Raw genomic sequence first — 23,639 nt, 5'->3', positions numbered from 1 at the left:
CTTAATAATTTTTCCCAAACAGTGCATAAGTATGTTTAATTCAGAGAGTTAATCAGACGAAAGGCGGGATAAAAAAATATTCTGCTATTGGAATTGGTTAATAAAATGTAAATACTATGCTTAAGGTAAAATTCACAGAAGGAAACGATGATGACGAAGGAGCACAAAGTAGGGCGTCAGTTGTTTGATGAGGTCATGGTGCCTTGTTATTCACCAATGCAGATTATTCCGGTCAGAGGCCAGGGCTCACGCGTGTGGGATCAGGATGACCGGGAATATATTGATTTTGCTGGCGGTATTGCAGTGAGCTGCCTGGGTCATTGTCATCCCGCGATGGTTGGTGCGCTGAAGGCGCAGGCCGAGAAGTTATGGCATTTGAGTAATGTCATGACCAATGAGCCGGCTTTGCGCCTGGCGAAAAAACTGACCGAGCACAGCTTTGCGGAAAAAGTCTTTTTTGCCAACTCCGGCGCGGAAGCCAATGAGGCTGCGTTGAAACTTGCCCGTCGCTATGCCGCCGATAAATTCGGTCCGGAGAAATCGGAAATCATTTCATTCCAGCAAGGCTTCCATGGCCGGACATTCTTTACCGTAACGGTCGGGGGGCAGGCGGCATACTCTGATGGCTTCGGTCCGAAACCGGGAGATGTGACCCATCTTGCCTACAATGATTTGGCCGGATTGGCCGAAAATATGTCGGAGCGTACCTGTGCGGTGATGATGGAGCCGCTGCAGGGTGAGGGTGGGATAATTTCGCCAACGCAGGAATTTATTCAAGGAGTAAGGGAACTGTGTGACAAGCACAATGCCTTGCTGATTTTCGACGAGGTCCAGACAGGTAATGGGCGAACCGGTGATTTCTATGCCTACCAAGGGCTGGGTGTAACACCGGATATCCTCAGTACCGCGAAGTCACTCGGTGGCGGTTTTCCTATTGGTGCTATGCTGACGACGTCGGAGCTGGCTACCCACCTGAAAGTGGGAACTCATGGTTCAACGTATGGCGGTAACCCGTTGGCCTGTGCCGTGGCTGAAGCTGTGGTTGACGAAGTCACCACTCCAGAGGTTCTGGCTGGTGTTAAGCAGCGAGAACAGTGGTTCCGCGAAGCGCTGGATCGAATTAATGACAAGTACCCGACCTTTACTGAAGTTCGTGGTAAGGGCTTGTTACTCGGGGCTGCCTTGAATGACCAATGGCAGGGGCGTGCTCGCGACATTCTTTTAGCTGCCGGCGAAGAAGGCCTGATGGTGCTGGTTGCGGGGCCTAACGTGGTGCGCTTTACTCCGTCTCTGGTGATCGACAAAGCTGAAATTGCTGAAGGCATGTCGCGTCTTGAACGTGCGATTGCCAAGCTACATCAGTCCCAATAAATCACATTGCGGCTGGCAGGAGCTTGGCCGCCAACAATTGCCTGGCCCCGAGCAAGATAGGAGGGACAGGGATCCTAAGTTTGATAACGATTAGCTAGCGGCGATGGCCGCTACCTGCATCAGGAGGGAGTTCGATGCTGGTTATACGTCCTATTACTGAAGCCGATCTGCCGGCGTTAATGCAATGTGCCGAAGAGTCTGGCCATGGTTTTACATCACTGCCAGTGAACGAAGAGATCTTGAGCAATAAGATCACCCATTCAATCGAGAGCTTTGCCAAAGATGTCACAAAGCCGGGACCGGAAGGTTACCTGATGGTGGCAGAAGATACCGAGACCGGCGAGGTGGCAGGTACCACAGCAATAGAGGCAGCAATCGGGTTGGATAACCCTTTCTATACTTATCACCTCAGTACCGTTGTTCATTCATCTCGCCGCCTCAATGTCCATAATGTGGTCAAAGTTCTCACCTTCGGTAATGACTACACCGGGGTGAGTGAGCTGTGCACGCTGTTTTTGCGCCCCGAATGGCGAAAAGGCCCCAATGGTCGCCTGTTATCTAAGTGCCGGTTCTTGATGATGGCGGAGCACCCGGATCGTTTTGATAAGACTGTGATAGCCGAAATGCGGGGTGTTTCCGATGAGGAAGGTAACTCGCCATTTTGGGATTGGCTGAAAGAGCATTTCTTCTCGATTGATTTTACGCTGGCTGACTACCTGACAGGGATTGGCAAGAAAGGCTTTATTGCCGATTTGATGCCGAAACTGCCAATTTACGTCAACTTGCTGAGCGAAGAAGCGCAGACGGTTATTGGACAGGTGCATGAAAAAACTCGTCCGGCCATACGCTTGTTGGAGCAGGAAGGATTCACTTGCCGTGGATATGTCGACATTTTTGATGCAGGACCTACGGTTGAATGCGATGTGCGAAATATCGAATCGGTGCGCCATTCTCAGCGTTGTACGGTAGTGATTGGTGAGCCGGGCAAAGGTCAGGATTGTCTTGTCAGTAATGCCTCGTTTACTGGATTCCGTGCGGTCGCAGCCAAAGTTGGTCTGGATGATGAAAATCAGGTTGCCCAGATTAGCGCAGAAGCAGCTAAGGCGTTACAGGTCAAAAACGGTGATCCGGTTCGCCTGATTCTACAAAAGTATGACGGGAGATGAGCATGACACAGTGGATTGCGGGTAGTTGGCAAGCCGGTAAAGGCGAGGTAATGCGGTCACTGAACCCGTTTACCGGCGATGTGATCTGGCGTGGACAGGGCGCGGCGCCCGAGCAGGTTGAGCAGGCCGTTACCAGTGCGCGTCAGGCGTTGTTGGGCTGGCAAAAGCTGAGCTTTGCTGAACGTAAGGCTATTGTTGAGCGTTTTGCCCAGCAGATAAAACTTAACAGTGAAAATATCGCGCGTACTATTGCTGAAGAGACCGGTAAGCCGTTGTGGGAAACCCGAACTGAAGCCGCTGCGATGGTGGGAAAAATTGCCATCTCGCTGAGGGCTTATGAAGAACGAACCGGCTTTCGGCAGAAAGAGGTGGCCGGAAGCCAGGCGGTGTTGCGTCATCGCCCTCTCGGAGTTATGGCGGTTTTTGGCCCGTATAACTTCCCGGGTCACTTGCCTAATGGCCATATTGTTCCGGCCTTGCTGGCGGGTAATACTGTCGTTTTCAAACCGTCTGAGCTGACTCCGAAAGTGGCTGAAGAAACCATGAGATTGTGGGAGGAGGCCGGGTTACCTGATGGCGTGATCAATTTAGTCCAAGGTGGTCGGGCAACCGGTGAGGCATTGGCTGGATCTCAGGGAATTGATGGGCTGCTCTTTACCGGCAGTGCCAATACCGGCCATATTCTCCATCGCCAGTTTGCGGGCCATCCCGGCAAAATGCTGGCACTTGAGATGGGGGGAAATAACCCGATGGTTATTTCGAAACACTATGGCGAGCTTGATGCGACTGTCTACACTATTATTCAATCTGCTTTTATCAGTGCCGGCCAGCGCTGTACCTGTGCCCGTCGCCTTTACTTGCCTCAAGGTGAAGAGGGGGATGCGTTGTTGGCTCGGTTGGTCGAGGCAACGGCGAAGCTGAAGATTGACGGCCCGTTTGCCGACCCCCAGCCATTTATGGGGCCACAGATCTCCGAGGCGGCGGCAGATAATATTATCAAGGCCCAAGCTGATTTGCTAAAGCAGGGTGGCGAAGCGCTTTTGGAAGCTAAGCGTGGCCAGGGGGCGATAGTTACTCCGGCGATTATTGAGGTCAGCAAGATTGCAGCTCTACCTGATGAAGAATATTTTGGCCCGCTATTGCAGGTTGTCCGTTACCGGGATTTAGATCAGGCGGTTGAGCTGGCGAATGATACCCGCTATGGCCTGTCGGCCGGTTTGATTTCGACGATAGATGATGAGTGGCAATACTTCATCGATCACATCCGTGCCGGAATCGTCAATCGTAACCGCCAGCTAACGGGTGCCAGCGGCGATGCGCCGTTTGGTGGTCCGGGAGCGTCGGGCAACCTAAGGCCTAGTGCTTATTATGCTGCTGATTATTGTGCCTATCCGATGGCGTCGATGGAAGGTGAACAAACCGAGCTGCCGACGCAGTTGTCGCCGGGTATTACTTTGGAATGACAAAAGAGAAAAGGGAGCGCCATCATGGAAAGGGTCGAACAACTATTTAATGCATTGTGGAAGGACTATACCGAGCGGCTCTGTCCTTCAGCAGCGCAAGTGCATGACTTACTAGAAGAAGATGAGTCCTTGCTCAATGACCATATTGCCCTGCGAACGTTTAATTTGCCTCAGGTAGGGCTTGATAGGCTGGCAGCCCCGTTTATCGCTATCGGTTACAAGCCGTGTGGTAAATACCATTTTGAGGCAAAGAAGCTTTATGCTGAGCATTTTGAGCATCCCAATCCTTTAGCGCCTAAGGTGTTTATCAGTGAACTGATGGTCGGACAGTTTTCTTCCCTGTTACAGGAAACGGTTCGCGAGCTTGTGGTTCAGGTTCCTGAGTCTGCCATGCATGATCCGTCTTTCCTTTATGGTGGCCGGTTGTGGGACTTAGATTTTGCAACTTATGAGTTGTTGGCTGCCGAGAGTGAATATGCGGGGTGGTTGGCAGCTCACGGTTTTGGAGCTAATCATTTTACCGTCAGTATTAACCAGCTGGAGCAGTTTACTGAAATCCATGAGGTAAACCACCTGCTGCGCCACAACGGTTTTGTGATTAATGAATCTGGCGGGGAAGTGAAGGGGAGTCCGGAAGAAATGCTGGAGCAGTCTTCAACTATGGCGGATAAGGTGTCGGTACAATTTCTTGATGGCATGCACACTATTCCGGGTGGTTTTTATGAGTTTGCCAAGCGTTATCCGAAGGAAGACGGTGAATTGTATCAGGGATTTGTGGCTGCTTCTGCCGATAAAATATTTGAAAGCACCAATAGCCAGCCCCCTCTTACCGGCTATTAATCACGAAGGTGTTAGTTAGTCTTTTATAAACAAGTATAACAAGCCCCACAGTTGCTGAGACGGTGGGGCTTTTTGTTTTATCGTTATATAAATCACCGGCAGAGGTGGCTGTCGAGTGAAGGACAGTCAAACTCGCTGTTAGTTGTGGTTCGTCGGCACTGCCTGGTGAAGATAGCGTGCTGCTCCAGATAGTGGCGCTGATCACTGAAACCGGTCAGCTCTACAGTTGGGGGCAGGGTGGCGATAACCGAGGGGATGGTCGTTCCGGCGTTAGGGGCAAAGCGTTCGATATCCATATCATGACGTTCCTTATTGTCTGCCCAAGCCTGATGTTTTCCTTTCATCTTGGAATTGGAGCAGAGTGATGCCAATTAGATATGCACAATGTAGCATTAATGGGTCGGACTTCAAGAGCCGGGAGAGTGAGCTAGGTAGCAAATTATGTCTGATAACTCTGCTGTTATTCCTTAAGGGGATGATCGCAGCGACAAAAAAAGCCGCATCAGCGGCTTTTTGTTATTTGTGTACGGTTTGCTTAGCGCGTACCGTAGACAACGATAGTTTTACCGTGTGCCGAAATCAGGTTCTGCTCTTCAAGCATTTTCAAAATACGACCAACAGTTTCACGTGAACAGCCAACGATCTGACCGATTTCCTGACGGGTGATCTTGATTTGCATACCGTCTGGGTGAGTCATCGCATCTGGCTGCTTAGCAAGGTTCAGCAGTGTCTGTGCGATACGACCGGTAACATCCAAAAATGCGAGATCACCTACTTTCTGGCTAGTTACCTGTAGACGGCTTGCCATCTGAGCTGACAGACGCATCAGGATGTCAGGGTTAACCTGAATTAGCTGGCGGAATTTCTTGAATGAAATCTCTGCCACTTCACAAGGTGTTTTGGCGCGAACCCAAGCGGTACGTTCTTGACCTTCTTCAAATAGACCAAGCTCACCGATGAAGTCACCTTGGTTTAGGTAAGACAGGATCATTTCCTTGCCTTCTTCATCCTTGATCAATACGGCAACAGAACCTTTGACGATATAGTAGAGGGTTTCTGCTTTCTCACCAGCGTGAATCAAAGTGCTCTTTGAAGGGTATTTGTGAATGTGGCAATGGGAAAGAAACCACTCTAGAGTTGGATCTGTTTGAGGTTTACCTGGAACCATATTACTAACTTCCTCTGCGTTTGTTGCCCAACAACGACATCCCTAAAAATTGAAGCTGGGCTTAACAATAAAATTGTTTGCCATCTAGGATATTCAGTCAGCAGCTGGGCTGCAAGCTCACTTGAATAATTAGTTTCAAAGTTTATCTTTTTTCGGCACGTATTTCTTGATATTGATCTATCAGAAAAGGCCATTTTGTAATCATTAGTGTGCACATGATCACACAGTTGTGATCATGTGCCGAAACCACCTGATTTTAGTAAGGAGAAAGCCATGCAATCGCGAGTGAAATGGGTCGAGGGAATGACCTTTTTAGGACAGTCAAATTCGGGGCACTGCATTGTTATGGATGGTAATAGTGGCGAAAAAGCGCCAAGTCCAATGGAAATGGTTTTGATGGCCGCGGGGGGCTGTAGCTCGGTGGATGTGGTTGACGGCCTGAAATCTGCTGGGCAAAAAATTACAGCCTGCGAAGCACTGATATCCTCTGTCCGTCGTGAGCAGGCGCCGCGTATTTTTATTTCAGCCAATCTGCACTTTGTGGTCACAGGTCATGATTTGGATGAAGGGGTGGTAGCCAAAACCGTTGCAGATTCGCTGCAAAAATATTGTTCAGTTTGTTTGATGCTGGGTGAAGGTGTTGAGATGACGCATTCTTATGAGGTTGTTAAGGCTTAGAAGATCTTGCTATTAAAGTGTCGAGTAACGAACACCTCGTGTTGCGTTACTCGGTTACCTCTTTTTATATGTGTTCTCTACCCGATCTTCCCGGTATCGATCAGCTGCTGGATTAACGGTCGCATGATCAGCTCCATAGCAAAGCTCATTTTGCCGCCCGGAACTACCAGGGTGTTATGGCGTGACATGAAGGAGCCCTGGATCATTGAGAGCAGGTAGGGGAAGTCGACGTTTTTGATTCCGCGAAAGCGGATCACCACGAAGCTTTCGTCCAGGCTCGGGATAGCCTTGGCACTGAACGGGTTGGAGGTATCGACTGTGGGTACCCGCTGGAAGTTGATGTGGGTGCGCGAGAACTGCGGGGTGATGTAATTAAGGTAGTCGTCCATTGAGCGGACGATTGATTCCATAACCGCTTCCCGGGAATGGCCGCGATCACGAGTATCCCTTACGATCTTCTGAATCCACTCAAGGTTAACGATAGGTACCATGCCGATCAGTAGATCGACATGCTGGGCTACATTGGTATCACCGTCGACCACGCCACCGTGCAGGCCTTCGTAAAAGAGCAGGCTGGTGTTTTCCGGCAGGTCCTGCCATGGGGTAAAGGTTCCCGGCATCTGGTTATACGGCACTGCTTCGTCGAAGGTGTGCAGGTAACGGCGGAACTTGCCGCTGCCGTCGTCACCGTATTGACGGAAGAAGCTTTCCAGTTGGGCAAAATCATTGGCTTGGGGGCCGAAATAGCTGATATGGCGTCCCTGTTCTTTTGCCTTACGGATCTCGACGTCCATTTCCGGCCGCGTAAAGCGGTGGAAGCTGTCTCCTTCCAGCCAGGCGGCATTGATGCCCATCATATTGAACATTTTGCGAAAAGCTTCGGAAGTCGTAGATGTTCCAGCTCCTGAAGATCCTGTTACTGCAATGATTGGATGTTTTGCAGACATGACAAACCCTGTCGTTAACATTTACAACAAGAGTTATTAACAGGCTGGTAAGGTAAGGTCAAGCAGAACCCGGAGCCGAAAGGTAAAAATGATACCGCAGACAGATATGGCTGCCGGGTTGCCGGAGGGATTAGCTTCCTAATTCGCGGCGCAGCTTGATATCAACTGATTCATGCAGTTCGGAGAAAACAATCACGGCCTCTCCTGCTGCCAGTTGCTGGCGAACATGCTCGACTTTTTGTGACATGTTCAGCTCGTTTTCACCATAATCGGTGCCTTCGCGCAGTACGAAATGTTCAATCAGGTTATTCAGGGTATCCGGATCGATTTCCTGCCAGGGAATAATCATTGTGGGTTTCTAAAATTACGGGTGGTGGAAGGATTATATTGGCAGTTTCATTAATTGTAGAGCGTGATTATGGGTATTATCCTCGAAATTAGGAGCAGGCGATTTTATCAAACCACTCCGGTACTGTTTTTTCCAGCCAGAACTCCGGGTTGCGCCATGTTCCAGAGACAAAGCCGACATGGCCGCCGTTGGGTGTGAGGTGGTAGTCGATATTGCCGGGAAGAGGCTCGGTTGGGATCACTGCATTGGTCATAAAGGGATCGTCTGCGGCGTGAATGATCCGCAGTGGAGTTGTGATTTGTTGTAGCTTGCTGATCCCGCTGCAGCGCAGGTAGTAGTCAGCAGCATCTTTGAAGCCATGCAGCGGCGCAGTGACTTGCTCGTCAAACTGCCACAGTGTTCGGATTTGCTCAACCTCACTGGCCGTCAGCGGCATTTTATCCGGCAGGATTGCAATTTTTTGGCTGAGGTTTTTCTTCATTGAACTGAGCAGGTATTGCTGGTAGACCCGGGAGAAACCTTGTTGGATCCGTTCCGAGCAAGAGGAGAGGCTGAGTGGTGGTGAAATGACCTGTGCTGCTTCAATTTCGGATTTTGACGGATTTTCTGCCAGGTAGTTCACCAGCATATTGCCACCGAGCGAGACGCCGACGGCCCAAAACGGATTCTGGGGGAATTGCTGGCGCAGCCAAGTCAGGAAGAAGGTTGCATCCGAGGTTTCGCCGGAGTGGTAGCCGTGGGCCAGGCGGTTGATTTCCCCGCTGCAACCGCGAAAATGCATCATCACGCCGAGCCAGCCTTGTTGCTTGGCTGCATTAAGGAGTCCGTTGGCATAGGGACTGCGAAAACTGCCTTCCAGGCCATGGAATAAGATCATTATTGGTTGATTGGGCGGATATTCCTCGGCGGGGGCGGTCCAGGCCAAATCGAGGAAATCACCGTCTGGTGTATCTAGCCGTTGTTCTATCGGTGTAAAAAGCGGTGAGCGGCGGAGAAAACGAGGCAGCAGGGTTTGCAGGTGGGCATTACGCAGCCCGCGGGCAGGCTCAAAGGGTATCATCGGCTGAGTTTCCTTTTTTAGGCTCGATACCAGCCTGGGCATAATCGCCCAGGCTGAATTGCCAGAACTGGCATGGTTCAAAGATCACTCCATCAGACATGGAACTCGGCTTCCATGGCCTCAAGTTGTTCTTGCAATTCCATCCATTCCATTTCGATATCTTCAAGCGCCGATTTTGCATCGCCTTGGCGTTTAAGCTGCTCATTGAGGCGAGCCTTGCTTTCTGCTTCGTAGATCGACGGATCGGCCAGTTGGGTTTCGGCATCGGCAACTTCGGCACCGAGCTTTTCCATCTTTTTATCCAGCTTGTCGATCTGCTTGCGCAGCGGGGCGGTTTGTTTGCGGAACTCGGCTTCCAGGCGTTTTTGCTCTTTACGAGATGCGGCGCTGTTGTCCTTGTTGGTTTCCGGTTTTTCTGCCTGCTGCTCCCGGCGTTCGTTGCGTTGCTGTTCGGTCAGCCATTTGTGGTAGTCGTTCAGATCACCGTTGAACGGTTCTACTTTGCGGTCGTGGACCAGGTAAAGGTCATCGGTGGTAGCACGCAGCAGGTAACGGTCGTGGCTGACAATCACCATGGCACCATCGTAAGACTGCAGGGCCAAAGTCAGTGCCTGACGCATGTCGAGGTCGAGGTGGTTGGTTGGTTCATCGAGCAGCAACAGGTTAGGGCGCTGCCAGACGATAAGTGCCAGTACCAGACGTGCTTTTTCGCCGCCGGAGAATGGGCCGACTTTTTCCAGTGCTTTGTCGCCGATAAAACCGAAGCTGCCGAGGTAATCGCGAAGTTGTTGCTCGGTTGCCTGCGGAGCAATACGGGCCATGTGCTGTACCGGTGTGTCATCCATGTACAGGGTTTCCAGCTGGTGCTGGGCAAAGTAGCCGATTTTTACGCCCTGAGAGTAGGCCAGATCGCCAGCCTTGGCAGGCAGCTCTCCGGAAAGCAGTTTGATCAGGGTTGATTTACCGGCTCCGTTTCGGCCCAGCAGGCCAATGCGGCTGCCCGGTACCAGATTCAGGCGGATTTTTTCCAGAATCAGATTATCGTCGTAACCGGCTGCGACCTGATCCATCATCAGGATAGGGTTAGGCAGGGCACTTGGTTCACGGAACTCAAAGCTGAACGGGTTATCGAACTGCGCCGGTAGCACTTTTTCCATTCGTTCGAGGGCTTTGATTCGGCTCTGTGCCTGGCGGGCTTTGCTGGCTTTGTAGCGGAAGCGGTCGATGTATGACTGCATATGCGACATCTGTTTCTGCTGCTTCTGGTACATAGCCTGTTGCAATACCATTTTTTCTGCTCGTTGGTTTTCAAACGATGAATAGTTGCCGGTATAGCTGTTCAGGGTCTGGTTTTCGATATGGATGATGCGGTTCACCACCGGATCGAGGAAGTCCCGGTCGTGGGAGATCAACACCAGTGTTCCCCGGTAGTTTTGCAGCCACTTTTCGAGCCACATCACAGCGTCGAGATCCAGGTGGTTGGTCGGTTCGTCGAGCAGCAACAGGTCAGAACGGCACAATAAGGCCTGGGCCAGGTTGAGTCGCATCCGCCAGCCACCGGAGAACTGTGTCAGGTTCCACTGCATCTGTTCCTGGGAAAAGCCCAGGCCGTCTAGCAGCTCGGCTGCGCGGGCACGGATGCTGTAGCCACCGATGGTCTCCAGTTTGCCGTGGAGTTCGGCAACTTTGTTGCCGTTGTTCGCTTCTTCGGCTGCGGAAAGGTCACGCTCCAGTTGGCGGTATTCTCGGTCACCATCGATGACGTATTCAATCGCACTGCGCTCTAGAGCCGGGGTTTCCTGGGCTACCCAAGCCAGTTCCCAGTTGGCTGGAAACTGACAGTTACCAGCATCGACGCTTAGCTCGCTTTTGAGCATGGCAAACAGGGTAGATTTGCCGCAGCCGTTCTTGCCGACCAAGCCGACTTTGTCTCCGGGATGGATGGTTGCTGTGGCGTTATCGAGAAGGACTTTACCGCCTCGTAGTAGTTGAATGTCCGAAAAGGTAATCATCGACAGTGTCGGGGGCAGCCCCGCTCCGCAAAATAAAGTACACGAAATGAGCGGCAGTCTATACCAAACAGTCTCTGACTGCTAACCAGGCTATCATTCCATGGCTAGATTTAATCATAGCGGCGGTGAATTTTTACCAGAGACGATCCGTTGTTATCACATTTATGTATGATGTGCACTGGAGTGATGATACACGCTGTCCTGCGAAGGAGAGCCTGAGGGGTGTTGTAAGGGAAATTATGACCACACAAGGACAGCTAAAAGTATTGGTAATTTATGCCCATCCGGATCCCGAAGAATCGGTGGCGAATTGCGCGATGCTAAAAGGTATAGAGACACTTGAGCATGTGACGGTGCATGATCTCTATGCTGCCTATCCTGATTTTTTTATTGATGTTAACCATGAGCGCGAGCTGCTCCGTCAGCATGACATCATTGTTTTCCAACACCCCCTCTATATGTATTCCTGCCCGGCTCTGCTCAAGGAGTGGATGGATGTGGTGCTTAGCAAAGGGTTTGCCCATGGAGACGGGATTGAAACCAAGGGTAAGTATTGGCGCTCAGTGATCACCACCGGTGGTGCGGCTGAGGCATATACCCCGGACGGTTATAACCGTTGCAGTCTCGCCGATATTCTCAAGCCTTTCGAGTTATCGGCGGCACTATGCCAGATGGAGTGGCTTGAACCATTGGTGTTGCACTGGGCTCGGCGTATACCTGCGCATGAGCTGGCAGCCCATGTCCGTTTTTACCGTGAGTGGTTGCAGGCACCGTTTACCGAGGGTAAAGATGGTGAAGGTAAGGAGGCAGATTATGGCCAGTGATGTCCTCTCAATTAGCGTAGTGTTCTTGGCGGCAGCGGTTGTGGCGGTGCCCATCGCTCAGCGGCTTGGATTGGGTTCGGTATTGGGCTACCTCTTGGCGGGTATTGTGATTGGCCCATGGGGGCTGAGATTGATCTCCGATGTTGATGCGATTCTTCATTTTTCTGAATTTGGGGTGGTGCTGCTGCTGTTTTTAATTGGCCTTGAGCTGAACCCCAAAAAGCTGTGGCAGATGCGGGGACCTATTTTGGGGCTTGGTGGCAGCCAGGTTGTGGTAACCAGCCTGGTGATTACAGTGATTGTGATGGCGTGCAGTTCGCTGCTGCCGTCTATTACCTGGCGTGATGCCCTCGTTGTTGGGATGGGGCTTGCTCTGTCATCGACAGCGATCGCATTGCGGGTGATAGAGGAGCAGAACCTCGATGGCAGTGAGACAGGCCAGTCAGGATTTGCGGTGCTGCTGTTTCAGGATATTGCCGTGATCCCTATGTTGGCGATCTTGCCGGTATTGGCGGGTGGTGGTGGCGGGAGCTGGGTTGATTTTGCCTGGATGATTGGGGGGATCCTCGCTTTGCTGGTCGGAGGGCATTTCCTGCTGCGGCCATTGTTCCGCTGGGTTGTGATGAGCGGAGTGAGGGAGCTGTTCAATGTGGCGGCTTTGCTGCTGGTAATTGGTATCGCCTTGGGGATGCAGTCATTGGGACTATCAATGGCCTTGGGAACTTTCCTTGCCGGGGTGCTCTTGGCTGAGAGCGAATATCGTCATGAGTTGGAAATTGCCATCGAGCCGTTTAAGGGATTACTGCTTGGGCTGTTTTTTATTTCGGTCGGAATGGCGGTCAATCTTGGCCTGCTACTGGATTACCCGTTACAAATATTGCTGGCAGTCATGGCGTTAATTTCCGTTAAGGGGCTGTTGTTGTATGGCCTGGCAAGGTTGTTCGGCATTCGTTCTAAGTCCCGTAGTCAGATGGCAGCGATCCTCAGTCAAGGGGGCGAGTTTGCGTTTGTACTCTTTACTGCCGCAATGGGCGAGGGACTACTGGGCGGTGAATTGTCGGCGTTTTTACTGGTGGTTGTCAGTCTCTCGATGGTGACGACGCCTTTGTTACTAAAGTTACAGGAAAAATGGTATGCCCGTACCTTCCGAGAAGAAGAACAGGAGCTTGAATCGGATGTTATAAACCGGGAGCCTCGGGTGATTATTGCTGGGTTTGGTCGCTTCGGCCAAGTGGTTGGCCGGTTGCTGTTTGCTAATAAAATCCGGGTTACGGTGCTTGAACGGGATCCGAGTCAGATCCAGTTTTTGCGTAAATTCGGCTACAAGGTTTTTTATGGCGATGCGACCCAGCTGGATATGATGCGGGCAGCCGGAGCGGATAAAGCCGAGGCTATCATTATCTGTACCGATGAACCTGACGAAGTGATGGAAGTCGTTACCTTGTGCCAGCAATATTTCCCTAAACTGAAAATTCTGGCGCGGGCGCGTAGCCGGGTAGAGGCGCATCAATTACTTAGCCATGGTGTGGAAGACTTCTCCCGGGAAACTTTTTCCTCGGCACTTGATTTAGGACGCAAGTCCCTCATATCTCTGGGTATGCACCCGTATAAAGCCAAGCGGGCCGAGGCATATTTCCGTAAGCTTGATACTACGGCCTTGCGGGACCTATTACCGCAGCATTCTGAAGATGTTCATCTGGCGTCCCGGGCCAAAGAAGCACGCAAGGAGCTGGAAGAGATTTTTGACCGCGAGATGCGTGGTGAACGTGACCGGCATAATGGTTGGGATTAACCATGGGGAAATAGTCTTTCCCTGCAGAAGAAGGACAGAGCCTGATGGAAAAAAAACGATTTATTGCCAGCGCAGTGTGTCCAGAATGCAATAATCAGGATACTTTGCGCTGGTGGAAGGAAAATGAGATCGAAATGGTCGAGTGCGTGGCCTGTGACTATACCGACCGCCTGGCTCCTAAGTCGGTGGAGGATAGTAAACAGCTTGCGCAGCATACCAAAGATCAAGTGATTGGCATCTTCAAGCCAGAATAACGAGCAGATATTGGCATCTGGGTGCCGTTATCCGTTATTATGCAGGAAGATTAAAACAAGGTACCGTTTCACCGGGGTAGTGCATTACGCCAATATCTCGCTGAAACGGTACTATCTCAATATCGGAGTAAACATGAAAGTCGCTAAAGACATCGTAGTAAGCCTTGCCTACCAGGTTAAAACGGAAGACGGCGTAGTTGTTGATCAGTCAACAGCTGAAGCGCCTCTTGATTACCTTCACGGTCACAACAACCTGATTGTTGGTCTGGAGAAAGCACTTGAAGGTCGTGAAGCTGGCGACAAATTTGAAGTGATTGTTGCTCCTGAAGAAGCATACGGCGAGCACATTGCCGAGATGGTTCAGCGTGTTCCTGCAGATGTATTCCAGGGCGTTGATGAAATCACTGTAGGCATGCGTTTCCTTGCTGATACTGATCAGGGCCCAATCCCTGTAGAAGTGACTGAAGTTGACGGCGACCATGTTGTTGTTGATGGTAACCACATGCTTGCTGGCCAAACTCTGACTTTCAACGCGGAAGTTGTTGCTGTACGTGCGGCGACTGAAGAAGAGGTTGCTCACGGTCACATCCACCAGGGTGGCGGTTGCTGCGGTGGTGGTAGCTGTGGTGATGACCACGGTCACGACCACGCTGAAGAAGGTGGCTGCTGTGGTGGTGAAGAGAAAGGCGGCTGTGGCTGTTCTCACTAAGAAGCATTCTTCTTAATAAAGCATAAAAAATGGGAAGCTTTGGCTTCCCGTTTTTTTAATCGTTATGCTGCATCGCACAAAAAGCATTAATAATGCGGCGGCGGCGTTTCTTCCGACTCGCTGGCCAGGTTGGATGGCTCCATACCTTTGACCTTGCCGACCATAAATTTCAACTGTACCTGCATTTTGTCGATCAGAAACTGCTGCGCGGTCAGGGCCTGGTTCAGATCTTCGATTGTCTGCTCCTGAAAAGCCTGTTTCATTTCCAGCTCGTCAATCTGAGCCTGTAATTTTTCAATTTCGGTCATAAGGCGAATGTGTCCAGTGTTAATCGGTAGTCCAAGCCTGGGCAATGCCGGCAGAGCTGCCTGAGATGACATGGCCGTCAGGACTGATGGCGACATCATACACCACTGCTGCTGGTGGTCGAGTATCTTGTTTGGCTGCGGCCTCCCAGCGGCCTAGGTTGTCACCGCTGGAGCTATCCCAGAGCTCGATACGTCGGGATGGGGTACCGGTTACCAATCGGCTGCCATCATCAGAGAAACGGGCGCTGGACAGGTTCTGCTGGCGCAGGCGTACGGCCAGTGAGGCTTGTTTATCGCCACGGTTAAGATCCCAGATAAAAACATCGTTACCGCCATCGGCAGTCAGGGCCAGTTTGCCATCGCGTTGTAGAGCGACTCGGCTGATCCGGGAAGTGTGTTCAAACTGATAGAGGATCTGGCCGTTGCTGGTATCCCACAGGTAGGCAAAGTGATCGTTGCCGCCGGACAGGGCGAATTGCCCGTTGGCTGATAATGCAACGGAATTAACTTTTTCTCTGTGGGCAAGGAACTCTAGCCGTCTTCCGCTGCCCAAGTCGACATACAGTGCCTTGCCATTCGACAGGGCGAGCAAGACATGCTGGCCGTTACTTGCTATATCGGCATCGCGGATGATGCCATCCGAGATAGACCATAGTCCTTCTGATTGACCCCAGGCTAGATCCCAGACAGCAAAATTCTGTGCCGTCGCAGTGATGGCATAGCGGTTGTTGTCGGAGATTTTGCTGGTGATCACTGTATTGTGATATGGATCTTGAGAACCGAAATCAGCTAACCTTTTGTTTTGCTGTAAATCCCAGAGCACGATACCTTGTTGTGTTGAGCAGAATAGAGCAAAGCGGCCGTCTCTGCTCAGGCTGAAACTGGTGGCGCCTTCGGGGGCGAGATCCCAGCGTTTGACTTCTGAATCAGAAAAAAAACAGCCTGTTAGGGTGAACAGTGCCAAAATAATGCTAAGCCATTGTATTTTTTTGTGCATTAAGGTCTGGTTCCGGTTTGTTCTGCTAGGTATAAGGCAAAGAAAGCATCAATCGCATCAATTAACTAAATAACAGTGAGTATTTGGCAGTTTTTTAATGCGGTTGGTATTAGTATATTGATATCGCGAGCTTTTCACACTAGTCGTGGAAAGCCGAATATAAAAAATGAGGCATTCCCTCAGCGAATGATGGAGAAATACATGAAACCTGTTCTAAAGATGTCTGTTTTGGCTGCAACGATCCTGCTAGCGGTAGGCTGCCAAGATGAAAAAGCAGCTGATACAAAAACTGCAGAGCCTGCAAAAGTAGAGCAGGTGGCGTCTGAAGCCGCAGTGCCTGCAGCATTTGCTTCTGAAGATGAGAAGGCAGCTTATGCGATCGGTGCATCATTGGCACAGTACCTGGCTGCGAACCTTGATCAGCAAAAAGAGCTAGGCCTGAACCTGGAGCGTGAACATGTGTTGGCCGGTGTACGTGATGTTTTTGCTGATCAGAGCCGCCTGACCCCAGAAGAAACTCAGCAGACACTTAAGGATCTGGACAAGCGCGTATCTGAAATCGTTACGGCAAAAGCACAAGCTGAAGCAGAGAAGAACATTAAGGCCGGCGAAGAGTTCCGTGCTGAGTTCGAGAAAAAAGAAGGTGTAATGAAGACCAAGTCTGGCCTTCTGTACCAAGTGGAAACTCAGGGCGAAGGTGATAAGCCGGCAGCAACTGATACCGTTAAGGTTCATTACAAGGGTATGCTGACTGACGGCACTGAGTTCGACAGCTCATATAAGCGTAATCAGCCTGCGACATTCCCGCTGAATCAGGTAATTCCTGGTTGGACTGAAGGTGTTCAGCTAATGCCTGTTGGTTCTAAGTTCAAATTTGTTATCCCGCCAGAGTTGGCATACGGTTCTCAGGCGAACCCAAGCATTCCGGCTAACTCAACGTTGGTATTCGAAGTAGAACTACTTGATATCGTTAAGCCTGCAAAAGTTGCAGAAACTGACACTACTCAGTAAGTTTCGGGGCTAGTGCCGAATTTCGGCCTTAAACCGTCTTTGATATAAATGAAACCCGGCTTATGCCGGGTTTTTTTATATTTGTTTGATCTGAGCTAACAAGGGGAGTAGACCTTGTTCATATAAAATTTCAGGCAGCTGTCAATATTCTGATAAACTTACTACAAAGATTTTAAATTTTATCCGTTCTATTTATTTTCACGAGCTTCGGTAGCAGTGAAACTAAATATAATGGCTTTTAGCAAGGAAGATGTGAAAAGTGGTATCTACAGATAACTATAGTTCTGAGGTGATGGTTGAAAGTGACATAATCGAGCCGCGTGCATTTAGCGAGCATGATTACGTTATTTTGCGCTCTTACGAGGCGGTGGTTGATGGCCTGGCGGCATTGATCGGCCCATTTTGTGAGATCGTGCTGCATTCACTGGCAGATTTGAATACTTCGGCAATTAAGATCGCCAATGGTGAGAATACTGGTCGCAAGGTTGGTTCACCGATCACGGATCTGGCATTGCGTATGCTTCGGGACATTGAAGGTTCCGAGCGTAATTTCTCGCGTGCTTATTTCACCCGCGCCAAGGGTGGTGATCTGATGAAGTCGATCACCATTGCTATTCGCAACGGTGAAGACCGTATCATCGGCCTGCTGTGTATTAATATCAATTTGGATGCCCCTTTTGCGCAGATCCTGCAGTCGTTTATGCCAACTGACGAAGCCAAGCAGGCGGCATCGAGCGTGAACTTTGCCAGTGATGTTGATGAGCTGGTGGATCAGACTGTTGAGCGTACTATCGAAGAGATAAATGCTGACAAAAATGTTTCGAACAATGCTAAAAACCGTCAGATTGTGATGGAGCTGTTCGACAAAGGAATTTTTGATATTAAAGATGCAATCAACCGTGTTGCTGATCGCTTGAATATTTCCAAACACACAGTTTACCTCTATATCCGTCAGCGTAAGACTGAGGACGGCGATAAATGAGTCTGAATTATGTGCTGGTTATTGACGGACCGGCATACGGCACTCAGGCAGCCCGGTTGGCGTATCAGTTTGCCCTGGCCTTGATCGGCCAGGGGCACAAGCTGTCACGTGTGTTCTTCTACCAGGATGGTGTCCAGAATGGTTCGGCGTTGGCGGCACCTGCCTCTGACGAGTTTGATTTGGTGGCCGGTTGGCAACAACTTGCAGGTGAACATCAGGTTGAGTTACAAACTTGCGTTGCCGCCGCACTGCGCCGCGGGATCGTTAGTGAGCAAGAAGCACTGCAAAACCAGCTACCGGGCAATAACCTGGCATCAGGCTTTGAACAAGCCGGGTTAGGGGGGCTGGCTGAAGCCATGCTGACCGCTGATCGTGTCATTCAGTTCTAAAGTCACTACCACTCAAGAGACCCCCATGAAATCGTTAGGTTTTGTTTTTCACAGTGCCCCGCATGGCACCAGCAGTGGTCGTGAAGGGCTGGATGCTGTATTGGCTACTTCGGCATATAGCGAAGATATTAATGTCTTCTTTGTAGGTGATGGTGTGCTTCAGTTGCTGAAAGCCCAGCAACCCGAGCTGATTTTGTGCCGCGATTACATTGCAACATTTAAAATGCTTGAGTTATACGATATCGAAAATGTGTATGTCTGCCAGCAGTCGCTGAATGAGCGGGGAATAGATAGCAGTCAGTTGCTGATTGATGTCGAAGTGCTGGAACAGGACGATATTACTGCCAAGCTACACCAATGCCAGCGAATTCTAAGCTACTGAGGTCGAGACATGCTCCATACCATCTCAACATCGCCCTTTCAGACTCAGGCCCTTCAGCGTTGTCTACGCTATATAAGCCAAGATGATGAAATTCTGTTGGTTCAGGATGCCGTCATTGCCGGTATTGAAAAAAATACCTGGTGCGAGTCTATAAAAGATTCGGGTGTAAAAATTTATTTACTGGCTGCCGATATAGCTGCCAGAGGTTTGTCCGGAAAAGTTAATGATGCATTTGAAGTTATTGATTTTGAAGGGTTTGTTGCGCTGACGGTAAAGCATGAAACACAGATGAAATGGGCATAAAAACAGTGTCTGTTTGATATCAGTTTCAGGTTTTTCTGACTGTTTAAGAAATGATCATCCCATTGATCGTTGTATAGATCTTGACACCCCTTAGTGCGATGCCTAAAATTTCGCGTCCTCCTGTTGTTGGGAGGCGGATTTTTCACATTTACGAAAGTAATTTTCAGGAGCTATTTAATGGCAACTATTAACCAGTTGGTACGCAAGCCACGTGAAAAGCAAGTTGTTAAAAGCAACGTGCCTGCACTAGAAGCGTGTCCACAAAAACGTGGTGTATGTACTCGCGTATATACTACTACTCCTAAGAAACCGAACTCCGCACTACGTAAAGTATGTCGTGTTCGTCTAACTAACGGCTTTGAAGTTACTTCATACATCGGCGGTGAAGGTCACAACCTTCAGGAGCACTCAGTTGTTCTTATCCGCGGTGGTCGTGTTAAAGATTTACCAGGTGTGCGTTACCACACCGTTCGTGGTGCACTTGACTGTGCAGGCGTTAACGACCGTAAGAAAGGTCGTTCTAAGTACGGTGTTAAGCGTCCTAAGTCTTAATGGATTCCGTTAAGTAAGGCCAAACATTTAAATTATTTAATTTTGAAGAAACTGAAAAGTTTTGGATAACCTGAAGAAGACAACGGAGAATATCCATGCCACGTCGTCGCGTAATCGGTCAGCGTAAGATCCTTCCAGATCCTAAGTTCAAATCTGAACTGCTGGCAAAATTCGTTAACATCCTAATGGTTGACGGTAAAAAATCTACTGCTGAAAAAATTGTTTACACTGCACTTAATGCAATGGCTGAGAAGTCAGGTGAAGAACACCTAGCAGTATTTGAAAAAGCTCTTGAAAACGTTCGTCCAGCGGTAGAAGTTAAATCTCGCCGTGTGGGTGGTTCAACTTACCAGGTGCCTGTAGAAGTACGTCCAGTACGTCGTAACGCACTAGCTATGCGTTGGTTGGTTGAAGCTGCGCGTAAGCGTGGTGAAAAATCTATGGCTCAGCGTCTTGCTGCAGAAATGCTAGACGCGGCTGACAACAAAGGTTCTGCTGTTAAGAAACGTGAAGACGTTCACCGTATGGCAGACGCGAACAAAGCGTTCGCACATTACCGCTGGTAATACCGTCTGGGCGCGGCAGGCTTGGCCTGTCGCGCCTAAACCATACTCTAAGGTTCACCTTAGTAAGAGGATACAGCCGTGGCTCGTAAAACGCCTATCGAGCGCTACCGTAATATCGGTATCTGTGCTCACGTTGACGCCGGTAAGACAACGACTACCGAGCGCATTCTGTTTTATACAGGCCTGTCTCACAAGATTGGTGAGGTTCACGACGGCGCTGCTACCATGGACTGGATGGAGCAGGAGCAGGAGCGTGGTATCACTATCACTTCTGCTGCTACTACTACGTTCTGGCGTGGTATGGAAGCTCAGTTTCCAGAGCACCGCGTTAACATCATCGATACCCCGGGACACGTTGACTTTACTATCGAAGTAGAACGTTCTCTGCGTGTTCTTGACGGCGCAGTTGTAGTTTTCTGTGGTTCTTCTGGTGTTGAGCCTCAGTCTGAGACTGTGTGGCGTCAGGCTGACAAATACGAAGTGCCTCGTATGGTATTCGTGAACAAGATGGACCGTGCTGGTGCCGACTTCCTACGTGTAGTTGACCAGATCAAGACCCGTCTTGGCGCGACTCCAGTGCCAATCCAGCTAAACATTGGTGCTGAAGATGAATTTAAAGGCGTTGTTGACCTTATCAAGATGAAGGCAATCAACTGGAATGAAGAAGATCAGGGTATGTCATTTACCTATGAAGATATTCCAGCTGATATGCAAGACCTTGCCGAGGAATGGCGTCAGAACCTGATTGAATCTGCTGCTGAAGCTTCTGAAGAGCTAATGGATAAGTACCTTGAAGAAGGTGAACTGTCTGAAGCAGAAATCAAAGCAGGTCTTCGCCAGCGTACGCTGGCAAATGAAATAGTGCTTGCCACTTGTGGTTCAGCATTTAAGAACAAAGGTGTTCAGGCTGTACTAGATGCAGTGATTGAATTCCTGCCTTCGCCAACGGAAGTTAAGTCTATCCGTGGTGAAGACGAAAGCGGTAACGAGATTGAGCGCCACTCAAGCGATGAAGAACCATTCTCAGCGCTTGCGTTCAAAATCGCAACCGACCCATTCGTTGGTAGCTTGACCTTCATGCGCGTTTACTCTGGTGTTGTAAATTCCGGTGATACCGTCTACAACTCAGTAAAAGAAAAACGTGAGCGTTTCGGTCGTATCGTACAGATGCACTCAAACAAGCGTGAAGAAGTTAAGGAAATTCGTGCGGGTGATATCGCAGCGGCAATCGGTCTGAAGAACGTGACCACAGGTGATACCCTGTGTGATCTAGACCATCGAGTGATTCTGGAACGTATGGAATTCCCTGAGCCAGTAATCCAGATCGCTGTAGAACCTCGTTCGAAAGCTGACCAGGAAAAAATGGGCATTGCACTGGGTAAACTAGCTGCAGAAGACCCATCTTTCCGTGTGGAAACCGATGATGAAACCGGCCAGACATTGATTTCTGGTATGGGTGAGCTTCACCTGGATATCATCGTAGACCGTATGAAACGTGAATTCAGCGTTGATTGTAACGTGGGTAAACCTCAGGTTGCATACCGTGAAACCATTCGTGGTAAGACGGACGTTGAAGGCAAGTTCGTACGTCAGTCTGGTGGCCGCGGTCAGTATGGTCACGTATGGCTTAAACTTGAGCCATCGGAACCAGGCGAAGGCTTTGTCTTCGTGGATGACATCGTGGGTGGTGTAGTACCAAAAGAATATATTGGTGCTGTATCTAAAGGTATTGAAGAGCAGATGAACAACGGTGTTCTGGCTGGCTATCCGGTTCTGGATGTCAAAGCGACCCTGTTCGACGGTTCTTACCATGACGTTGACTCCAACGAAATGGCATTTAAGATCGCAGGTTCAATGGCCTTCAAGAAGGGTGCGCTAGACGCAAACCCAGTAATTCTTGAGCCAATGATGAAAGTTGAAGTAACGACTCCAGAAGATTGGATGGGTGATGTTGTTGGTGACCTTAACCGTCGCCGCGGCATGATCGAAGGAATGGATGAGGGCCCTGCTGGCCTGAAGATTGTCCGTTCCCAGGTACCGCTATCTGAGATGTTCGGTTACGCAACAGATCTACGTTCAGCTACTCAAGGTCGTGCATCTTATTCTATGGAATTTAGTGATTACTCTGAAGTTCCTAAGAATGTTGCAGACCGAATTATTGCTGAACGCTGTTAATTTGAATATTGCGTCAAGCTTCGTTGACGCATAGAATACATGCTTCGGACGCGCCCCCTGACCTAGTAGGGGGCGTATCTTAACTAGGAAGGAACACGATCGTGTCTAAAGAAAAATTTGAACGTACGAAACCGCACGTTAACGTTGGTACTATCGGCCACGTTGACCACGGTAAAACTACTCTAACTGCTGCTATCTGTACTACTCTTTCAAAAGTGTACGGTGGTGAAGCTAAAGACTTCGCATCTATCGATAACGCTCCTGAAGAGCGCGAGCGTGGTATCACTATCTCTACTTCTCACGTAGAGTACGATACTCCAACTCGTCACTACGCACACGTAGACTGCCCAGGACACGCCGATTACGTTAAAAACATGATCACTGGTGCTGCGCAGATGGACGGTGGTATCCTAGTTGTTGCTGCAACTGATGGCCCAATGCCTCAGACTCGTGAGCACATCCTACTAGGCCGTCAGGTTGGTATCCCATACATCATCGTATTCATGAACAAATGTGACATGGTTGACGATGAAGAGCTACTAGAACTAGTAGAAATGGAAGTTCGTGAACTTCTATCTGAGTACGACTTCCCAGGTGACGACTGCCCAGTAATCATGGGTTCTGCTCTTGGCGCTCTAAACGGCGAGAAAGAGTGGGAAGACAAGATCGTTGAACTAGCTGAAGCTCTAGATAACTACATCCCAGAGCCAGAGCGTGCGATCGACCGTCCGTTCATTCTTCCAATCGAAGACGTATTCTCAATCCAGGGCCGTGGTACTGTTGTAACTGGTCGTGTTGAGCAGGGTATCATCACTGTAGGTGACGAAGTTGCTATCGTAGGTATCAAAGAAACTACGCTAACTACTTGTACTGGTGTTGAGATGTTCCGTAAGCTTCTTGACGAAGGCCGTGCTGGTGAGAACGTTGGTGTTCTTCTACGTGGTACTAAGCGTGACGAAGTTGAGCGTGGTCAGGTTCTTGCTAAGCCAGGTTCAATCACTCCTCACACTACTTTCGAGTCAGAAGTATACGTTCTGTCTAAAGACGAAGGTGGCCGTCACACGCCATTCTTCAAAGGCTACCGTCCACAGTTCTACTTCCGTACAACTGACGTAACTGGTACTATCGAGCTACCAGAAGGCGTTGAAATGGTAATGCCTGGTGACAACATCAAGATGGTTGTTACTCTAATCGCTCCTATCGCGATGGACGAAGGTCTACGCTTTGCGATCCGTGAAGGCGGCCGTACAGTAGGTGCTGGTGTTGTTGCTAAGATCGTTGCTTAATTTGCAATAGTCTAATGACACTAAAAAAAGGGAGCTTCGGCTCCCTTTTTTGATC

26 protein-coding genes are annotated in these 23,639 nt (G+C 49.8%); 18 read left to right on the top strand and 8 right to left on the bottom strand.

Annotated features, from left to right (window positions below; translation table 11 throughout):
- Nucleotides 1-150 precede the first annotated feature (150 nt).
- The 4 genes from Q0852_RS08235 to Q0852_RS08220 all read left to right on the top strand — a co-directional run bounded on the left by Q0852_RS08235 (nt 151) and on the right by Q0852_RS08220 (nt 4,840).
- Nucleotides 151-1,371 (top strand): aspartate aminotransferase family protein, encoded by a 1,221-nt coding sequence (locus Q0852_RS08235; RefSeq protein WP_299017391.1) that lies wholly within the window; start codon nt 151-153, stop codon nt 1,369-1,371.
- Between the two features lie 134 nt (nt 1,372-1,505).
- Entirely contained in the window at nt 1,506-2,537 is a 1,032-nt protein-coding gene (gene astA / locus Q0852_RS08230) for an arginine N-succinyltransferase (protein ID WP_299016841.1), read from the top strand.
- A 2-nt stretch (nt 2,538-2,539) separates the two neighbouring features.
- Nucleotides 2,540-4,000 carry a succinylglutamate-semialdehyde dehydrogenase gene (astD, locus tag Q0852_RS08225; RefSeq protein WP_299016839.1) on the top strand — a complete coding sequence of 487 codons (1,461 nt, stop codon included), beginning with the start codon at nt 2,540-2,542 and terminating at the stop codon, nt 3,998-4,000.
- Nucleotides 4,001-4,024: 24 nt separating this feature from the next.
- Nucleotides 4,025-4,840 carry a DUF1338 domain-containing protein gene (locus Q0852_RS08220; RefSeq protein WP_299016837.1) on the top strand — a complete coding sequence of 272 codons (816 nt, stop codon included), beginning with the start codon at nt 4,025-4,027 and terminating at the stop codon, nt 4,838-4,840.
- A 92-nt stretch (nt 4,841-4,932) separates the two neighbouring features.
- Here the strand turns inward: Q0852_RS08220 and Q0852_RS08215 are convergent, their stop codons facing one another.
- On the bottom strand, nt 4,933-5,184 hold the full coding sequence (locus Q0852_RS08215; protein WP_299016835.1) for a hypothetical protein: 252 nt from the start codon (nt 5,182-5,184) through the stop codon (nt 4,933-4,935).
- 191 nt (nt 5,185-5,375) lie between these two features.
- Nucleotides 5,376-6,008, bottom strand: a complete 633-nt coding sequence (gene crp, locus Q0852_RS08210) for a cAMP-activated global transcriptional regulator CRP (RefSeq protein WP_036801200.1) — start codon at nt 6,006-6,008, stop codon at nt 5,376-5,378.
- A 273-nt stretch (nt 6,009-6,281) separates the two neighbouring features.
- On the opposite strand from crp, the gene Q0852_RS08205 reads away from it, so the two are divergent.
- Nucleotides 6,282-6,686 (top strand): OsmC family protein, encoded by a 405-nt coding sequence (locus Q0852_RS08205; protein ID WP_299016815.1) that lies wholly within the window; start codon nt 6,282-6,284, stop codon nt 6,684-6,686.
- Between the two features lie 77 nt (nt 6,687-6,763).
- Here the strand turns inward: Q0852_RS08205 and Q0852_RS08200 are convergent, their stop codons facing one another.
- The 4 genes from Q0852_RS08200 to Q0852_RS08185 form a co-directional block, all read right to left on the bottom strand.
- A complete protein-coding gene (locus Q0852_RS08200; RefSeq protein ID WP_299016812.1) occupies nt 6,764-7,633 on the bottom strand; it encodes a phosphoribulokinase in 870 nt (289 codons plus the stop codon).
- Nucleotides 7,634-7,763: 130 nt separating this feature from the next.
- Nucleotides 7,764-7,982 (bottom strand): YheU family protein, encoded by a 219-nt coding sequence (locus Q0852_RS08195; RefSeq protein WP_299016809.1) that lies wholly within the window; start codon nt 7,980-7,982, stop codon nt 7,764-7,766.
- A gap of 88 nt (nt 7,983-8,070) precedes the next feature.
- Nucleotides 8,071-9,042 carry a hydrolase gene (locus tag Q0852_RS08190; protein WP_299017386.1) on the bottom strand — a complete coding sequence of 324 codons (972 nt, stop codon included), beginning with the start codon at nt 9,040-9,042 and terminating at the stop codon, nt 8,071-8,073.
- Between the two features lie 92 nt (nt 9,043-9,134).
- Entirely contained in the window at nt 9,135-11,054 is a 1,920-nt protein-coding gene (locus tag Q0852_RS08185) for an ABC transporter ATP-binding protein (protein ID WP_299016807.1), read from the bottom strand.
- A 239-nt stretch (nt 11,055-11,293) separates the two neighbouring features.
- Between Q0852_RS08185 and kefG the strand changes: the two genes are divergently transcribed.
- The 4 genes from kefG to slyD all read left to right on the top strand — a co-directional run bounded on the left by kefG (nt 11,294) and on the right by slyD (nt 14,633).
- Nucleotides 11,294-11,878 carry a glutathione-regulated potassium-efflux system ancillary protein KefG gene (kefG, locus tag Q0852_RS08180; RefSeq protein WP_299016805.1) on the top strand — a complete coding sequence of 195 codons (585 nt, stop codon included), beginning with the start codon at nt 11,294-11,296 and terminating at the stop codon, nt 11,876-11,878.
- A complete protein-coding gene (gene kefB, locus Q0852_RS08175) occupies nt 11,868-13,670 on the top strand; it encodes a glutathione-regulated potassium-efflux system protein KefB (RefSeq protein ID WP_299016802.1) in 1,803 nt (600 codons plus the stop codon). Before kefG ends, kefB begins: the two co-directional genes overlap by 11 nt.
- 44 nt (nt 13,671-13,714) lie before the next feature.
- Nucleotides 13,715-13,924 carry a YheV family putative zinc ribbon protein gene (locus tag Q0852_RS08170; RefSeq protein WP_299016800.1) on the top strand — a complete coding sequence of 70 codons (210 nt, stop codon included), beginning with the start codon at nt 13,715-13,717 and terminating at the stop codon, nt 13,922-13,924.
- Nucleotides 13,925-14,057: 133 nt separating this feature from the next.
- The gene (gene slyD / locus Q0852_RS08165; protein ID WP_299016798.1) at nt 14,058-14,633 is read left to right on the top strand and encodes a peptidylprolyl isomerase; all 576 of its coding nucleotides are present in this window, start codon (nt 14,058-14,060) and stop codon (nt 14,631-14,633) included.
- Between the two features lie 86 nt (nt 14,634-14,719).
- Here slyD and Q0852_RS08160 read toward each other — a convergent pair whose 3' ends face one another.
- Nucleotides 14,720-14,941 (bottom strand): SlyX family protein, encoded by a 222-nt coding sequence (locus tag Q0852_RS08160; RefSeq protein ID WP_299016795.1) that lies wholly within the window; start codon nt 14,939-14,941, stop codon nt 14,720-14,722.
- A 19-nt stretch (nt 14,942-14,960) separates the two neighbouring features.
- Nucleotides 14,961-15,938 (bottom strand): hypothetical protein, encoded by a 978-nt coding sequence (locus Q0852_RS08155; RefSeq protein WP_299016793.1) that lies wholly within the window; start codon nt 15,936-15,938, stop codon nt 14,961-14,963.
- A gap of 201 nt (nt 15,939-16,139) precedes the next feature.
- Here Q0852_RS08155 and fkpA point away from each other — a divergent pair, with 201 nt between their 5' ends.
- The 9 genes from fkpA (at nt 16,140) to tuf (ending at nt 23,584) form a co-directional block, all read left to right on the top strand.
- Nucleotides 16,140-16,949: an FKBP-type peptidyl-prolyl cis-trans isomerase gene (fkpA, locus tag Q0852_RS08150; protein WP_299016791.1), complete on the top strand. Its 810-nt coding sequence runs from the start codon at nt 16,140-16,142 to the stop codon at nt 16,947-16,949.
- A 259-nt stretch (nt 16,950-17,208) separates the two neighbouring features.
- Nucleotides 17,209-17,931, top strand: a complete 723-nt coding sequence (locus Q0852_RS08145) for a transcriptional regulator (protein ID WP_299016788.1) — start codon at nt 17,209-17,211, stop codon at nt 17,929-17,931.
- Nucleotides 17,928-18,320, top strand: a complete 393-nt coding sequence (gene tusD / locus Q0852_RS08140; RefSeq protein ID WP_299016785.1) for a sulfurtransferase complex subunit TusD — start codon at nt 17,928-17,930, stop codon at nt 18,318-18,320. Before Q0852_RS08145 ends, tusD begins: the two co-directional genes overlap by 4 nt.
- 25 nt (nt 18,321-18,345) lie before the next feature.
- Nucleotides 18,346-18,702, top strand: coding sequence for a sulfurtransferase complex subunit TusC (gene tusC / locus Q0852_RS08135; RefSeq protein WP_299016782.1), 357 nt, complete (start codon nt 18,346-18,348; stop codon nt 18,700-18,702).
- A gap of 9 nt (nt 18,703-18,711) precedes the next feature.
- Nucleotides 18,712-19,005 (top strand): sulfurtransferase complex subunit TusB, encoded by a 294-nt coding sequence (tusB, locus tag Q0852_RS08130; RefSeq protein ID WP_299016779.1) that lies wholly within the window; start codon nt 18,712-18,714, stop codon nt 19,003-19,005.
- A gap of 177 nt (nt 19,006-19,182) precedes the next feature.
- Nucleotides 19,183-19,557 (top strand): 30S ribosomal protein S12, encoded by a 375-nt coding sequence (rpsL, locus tag Q0852_RS08125; RefSeq protein WP_128785183.1) that lies wholly within the window; start codon nt 19,183-19,185, stop codon nt 19,555-19,557.
- Nucleotides 19,558-19,652: 95 nt separating this feature from the next.
- A complete protein-coding gene (rpsG, locus tag Q0852_RS08120; protein ID WP_299016769.1) occupies nt 19,653-20,123 on the top strand; it encodes a 30S ribosomal protein S7 in 471 nt (156 codons plus the stop codon).
- A 78-nt stretch (nt 20,124-20,201) separates the two neighbouring features.
- On the top strand, nt 20,202-22,298 hold the full coding sequence (gene fusA, locus Q0852_RS08115; RefSeq protein WP_299016766.1) for an elongation factor G: 2,097 nt from the start codon (nt 20,202-20,204) through the stop codon (nt 22,296-22,298).
- A gap of 101 nt (nt 22,299-22,399) precedes the next feature.
- Complete coding sequence (gene tuf / locus Q0852_RS08110; RefSeq protein WP_299016763.1) at nt 22,400-23,584, top strand: elongation factor Tu; 1,185 nt, start codon at nt 22,400-22,402, stop codon at nt 23,582-23,584.
- The last annotated feature ends 55 nt before the right edge of the window (nt 23,585-23,639 follow it).

It is taken from the genome of uncultured Photobacterium sp. (assembly GCF_947502415.1).
Taxonomy (GTDB): domain Bacteria; phylum Pseudomonadota; class Gammaproteobacteria; order Enterobacterales; family Vibrionaceae; genus Photobacterium.
This window is presented reverse-complemented; position numbering and strand designations above follow the sequence as displayed.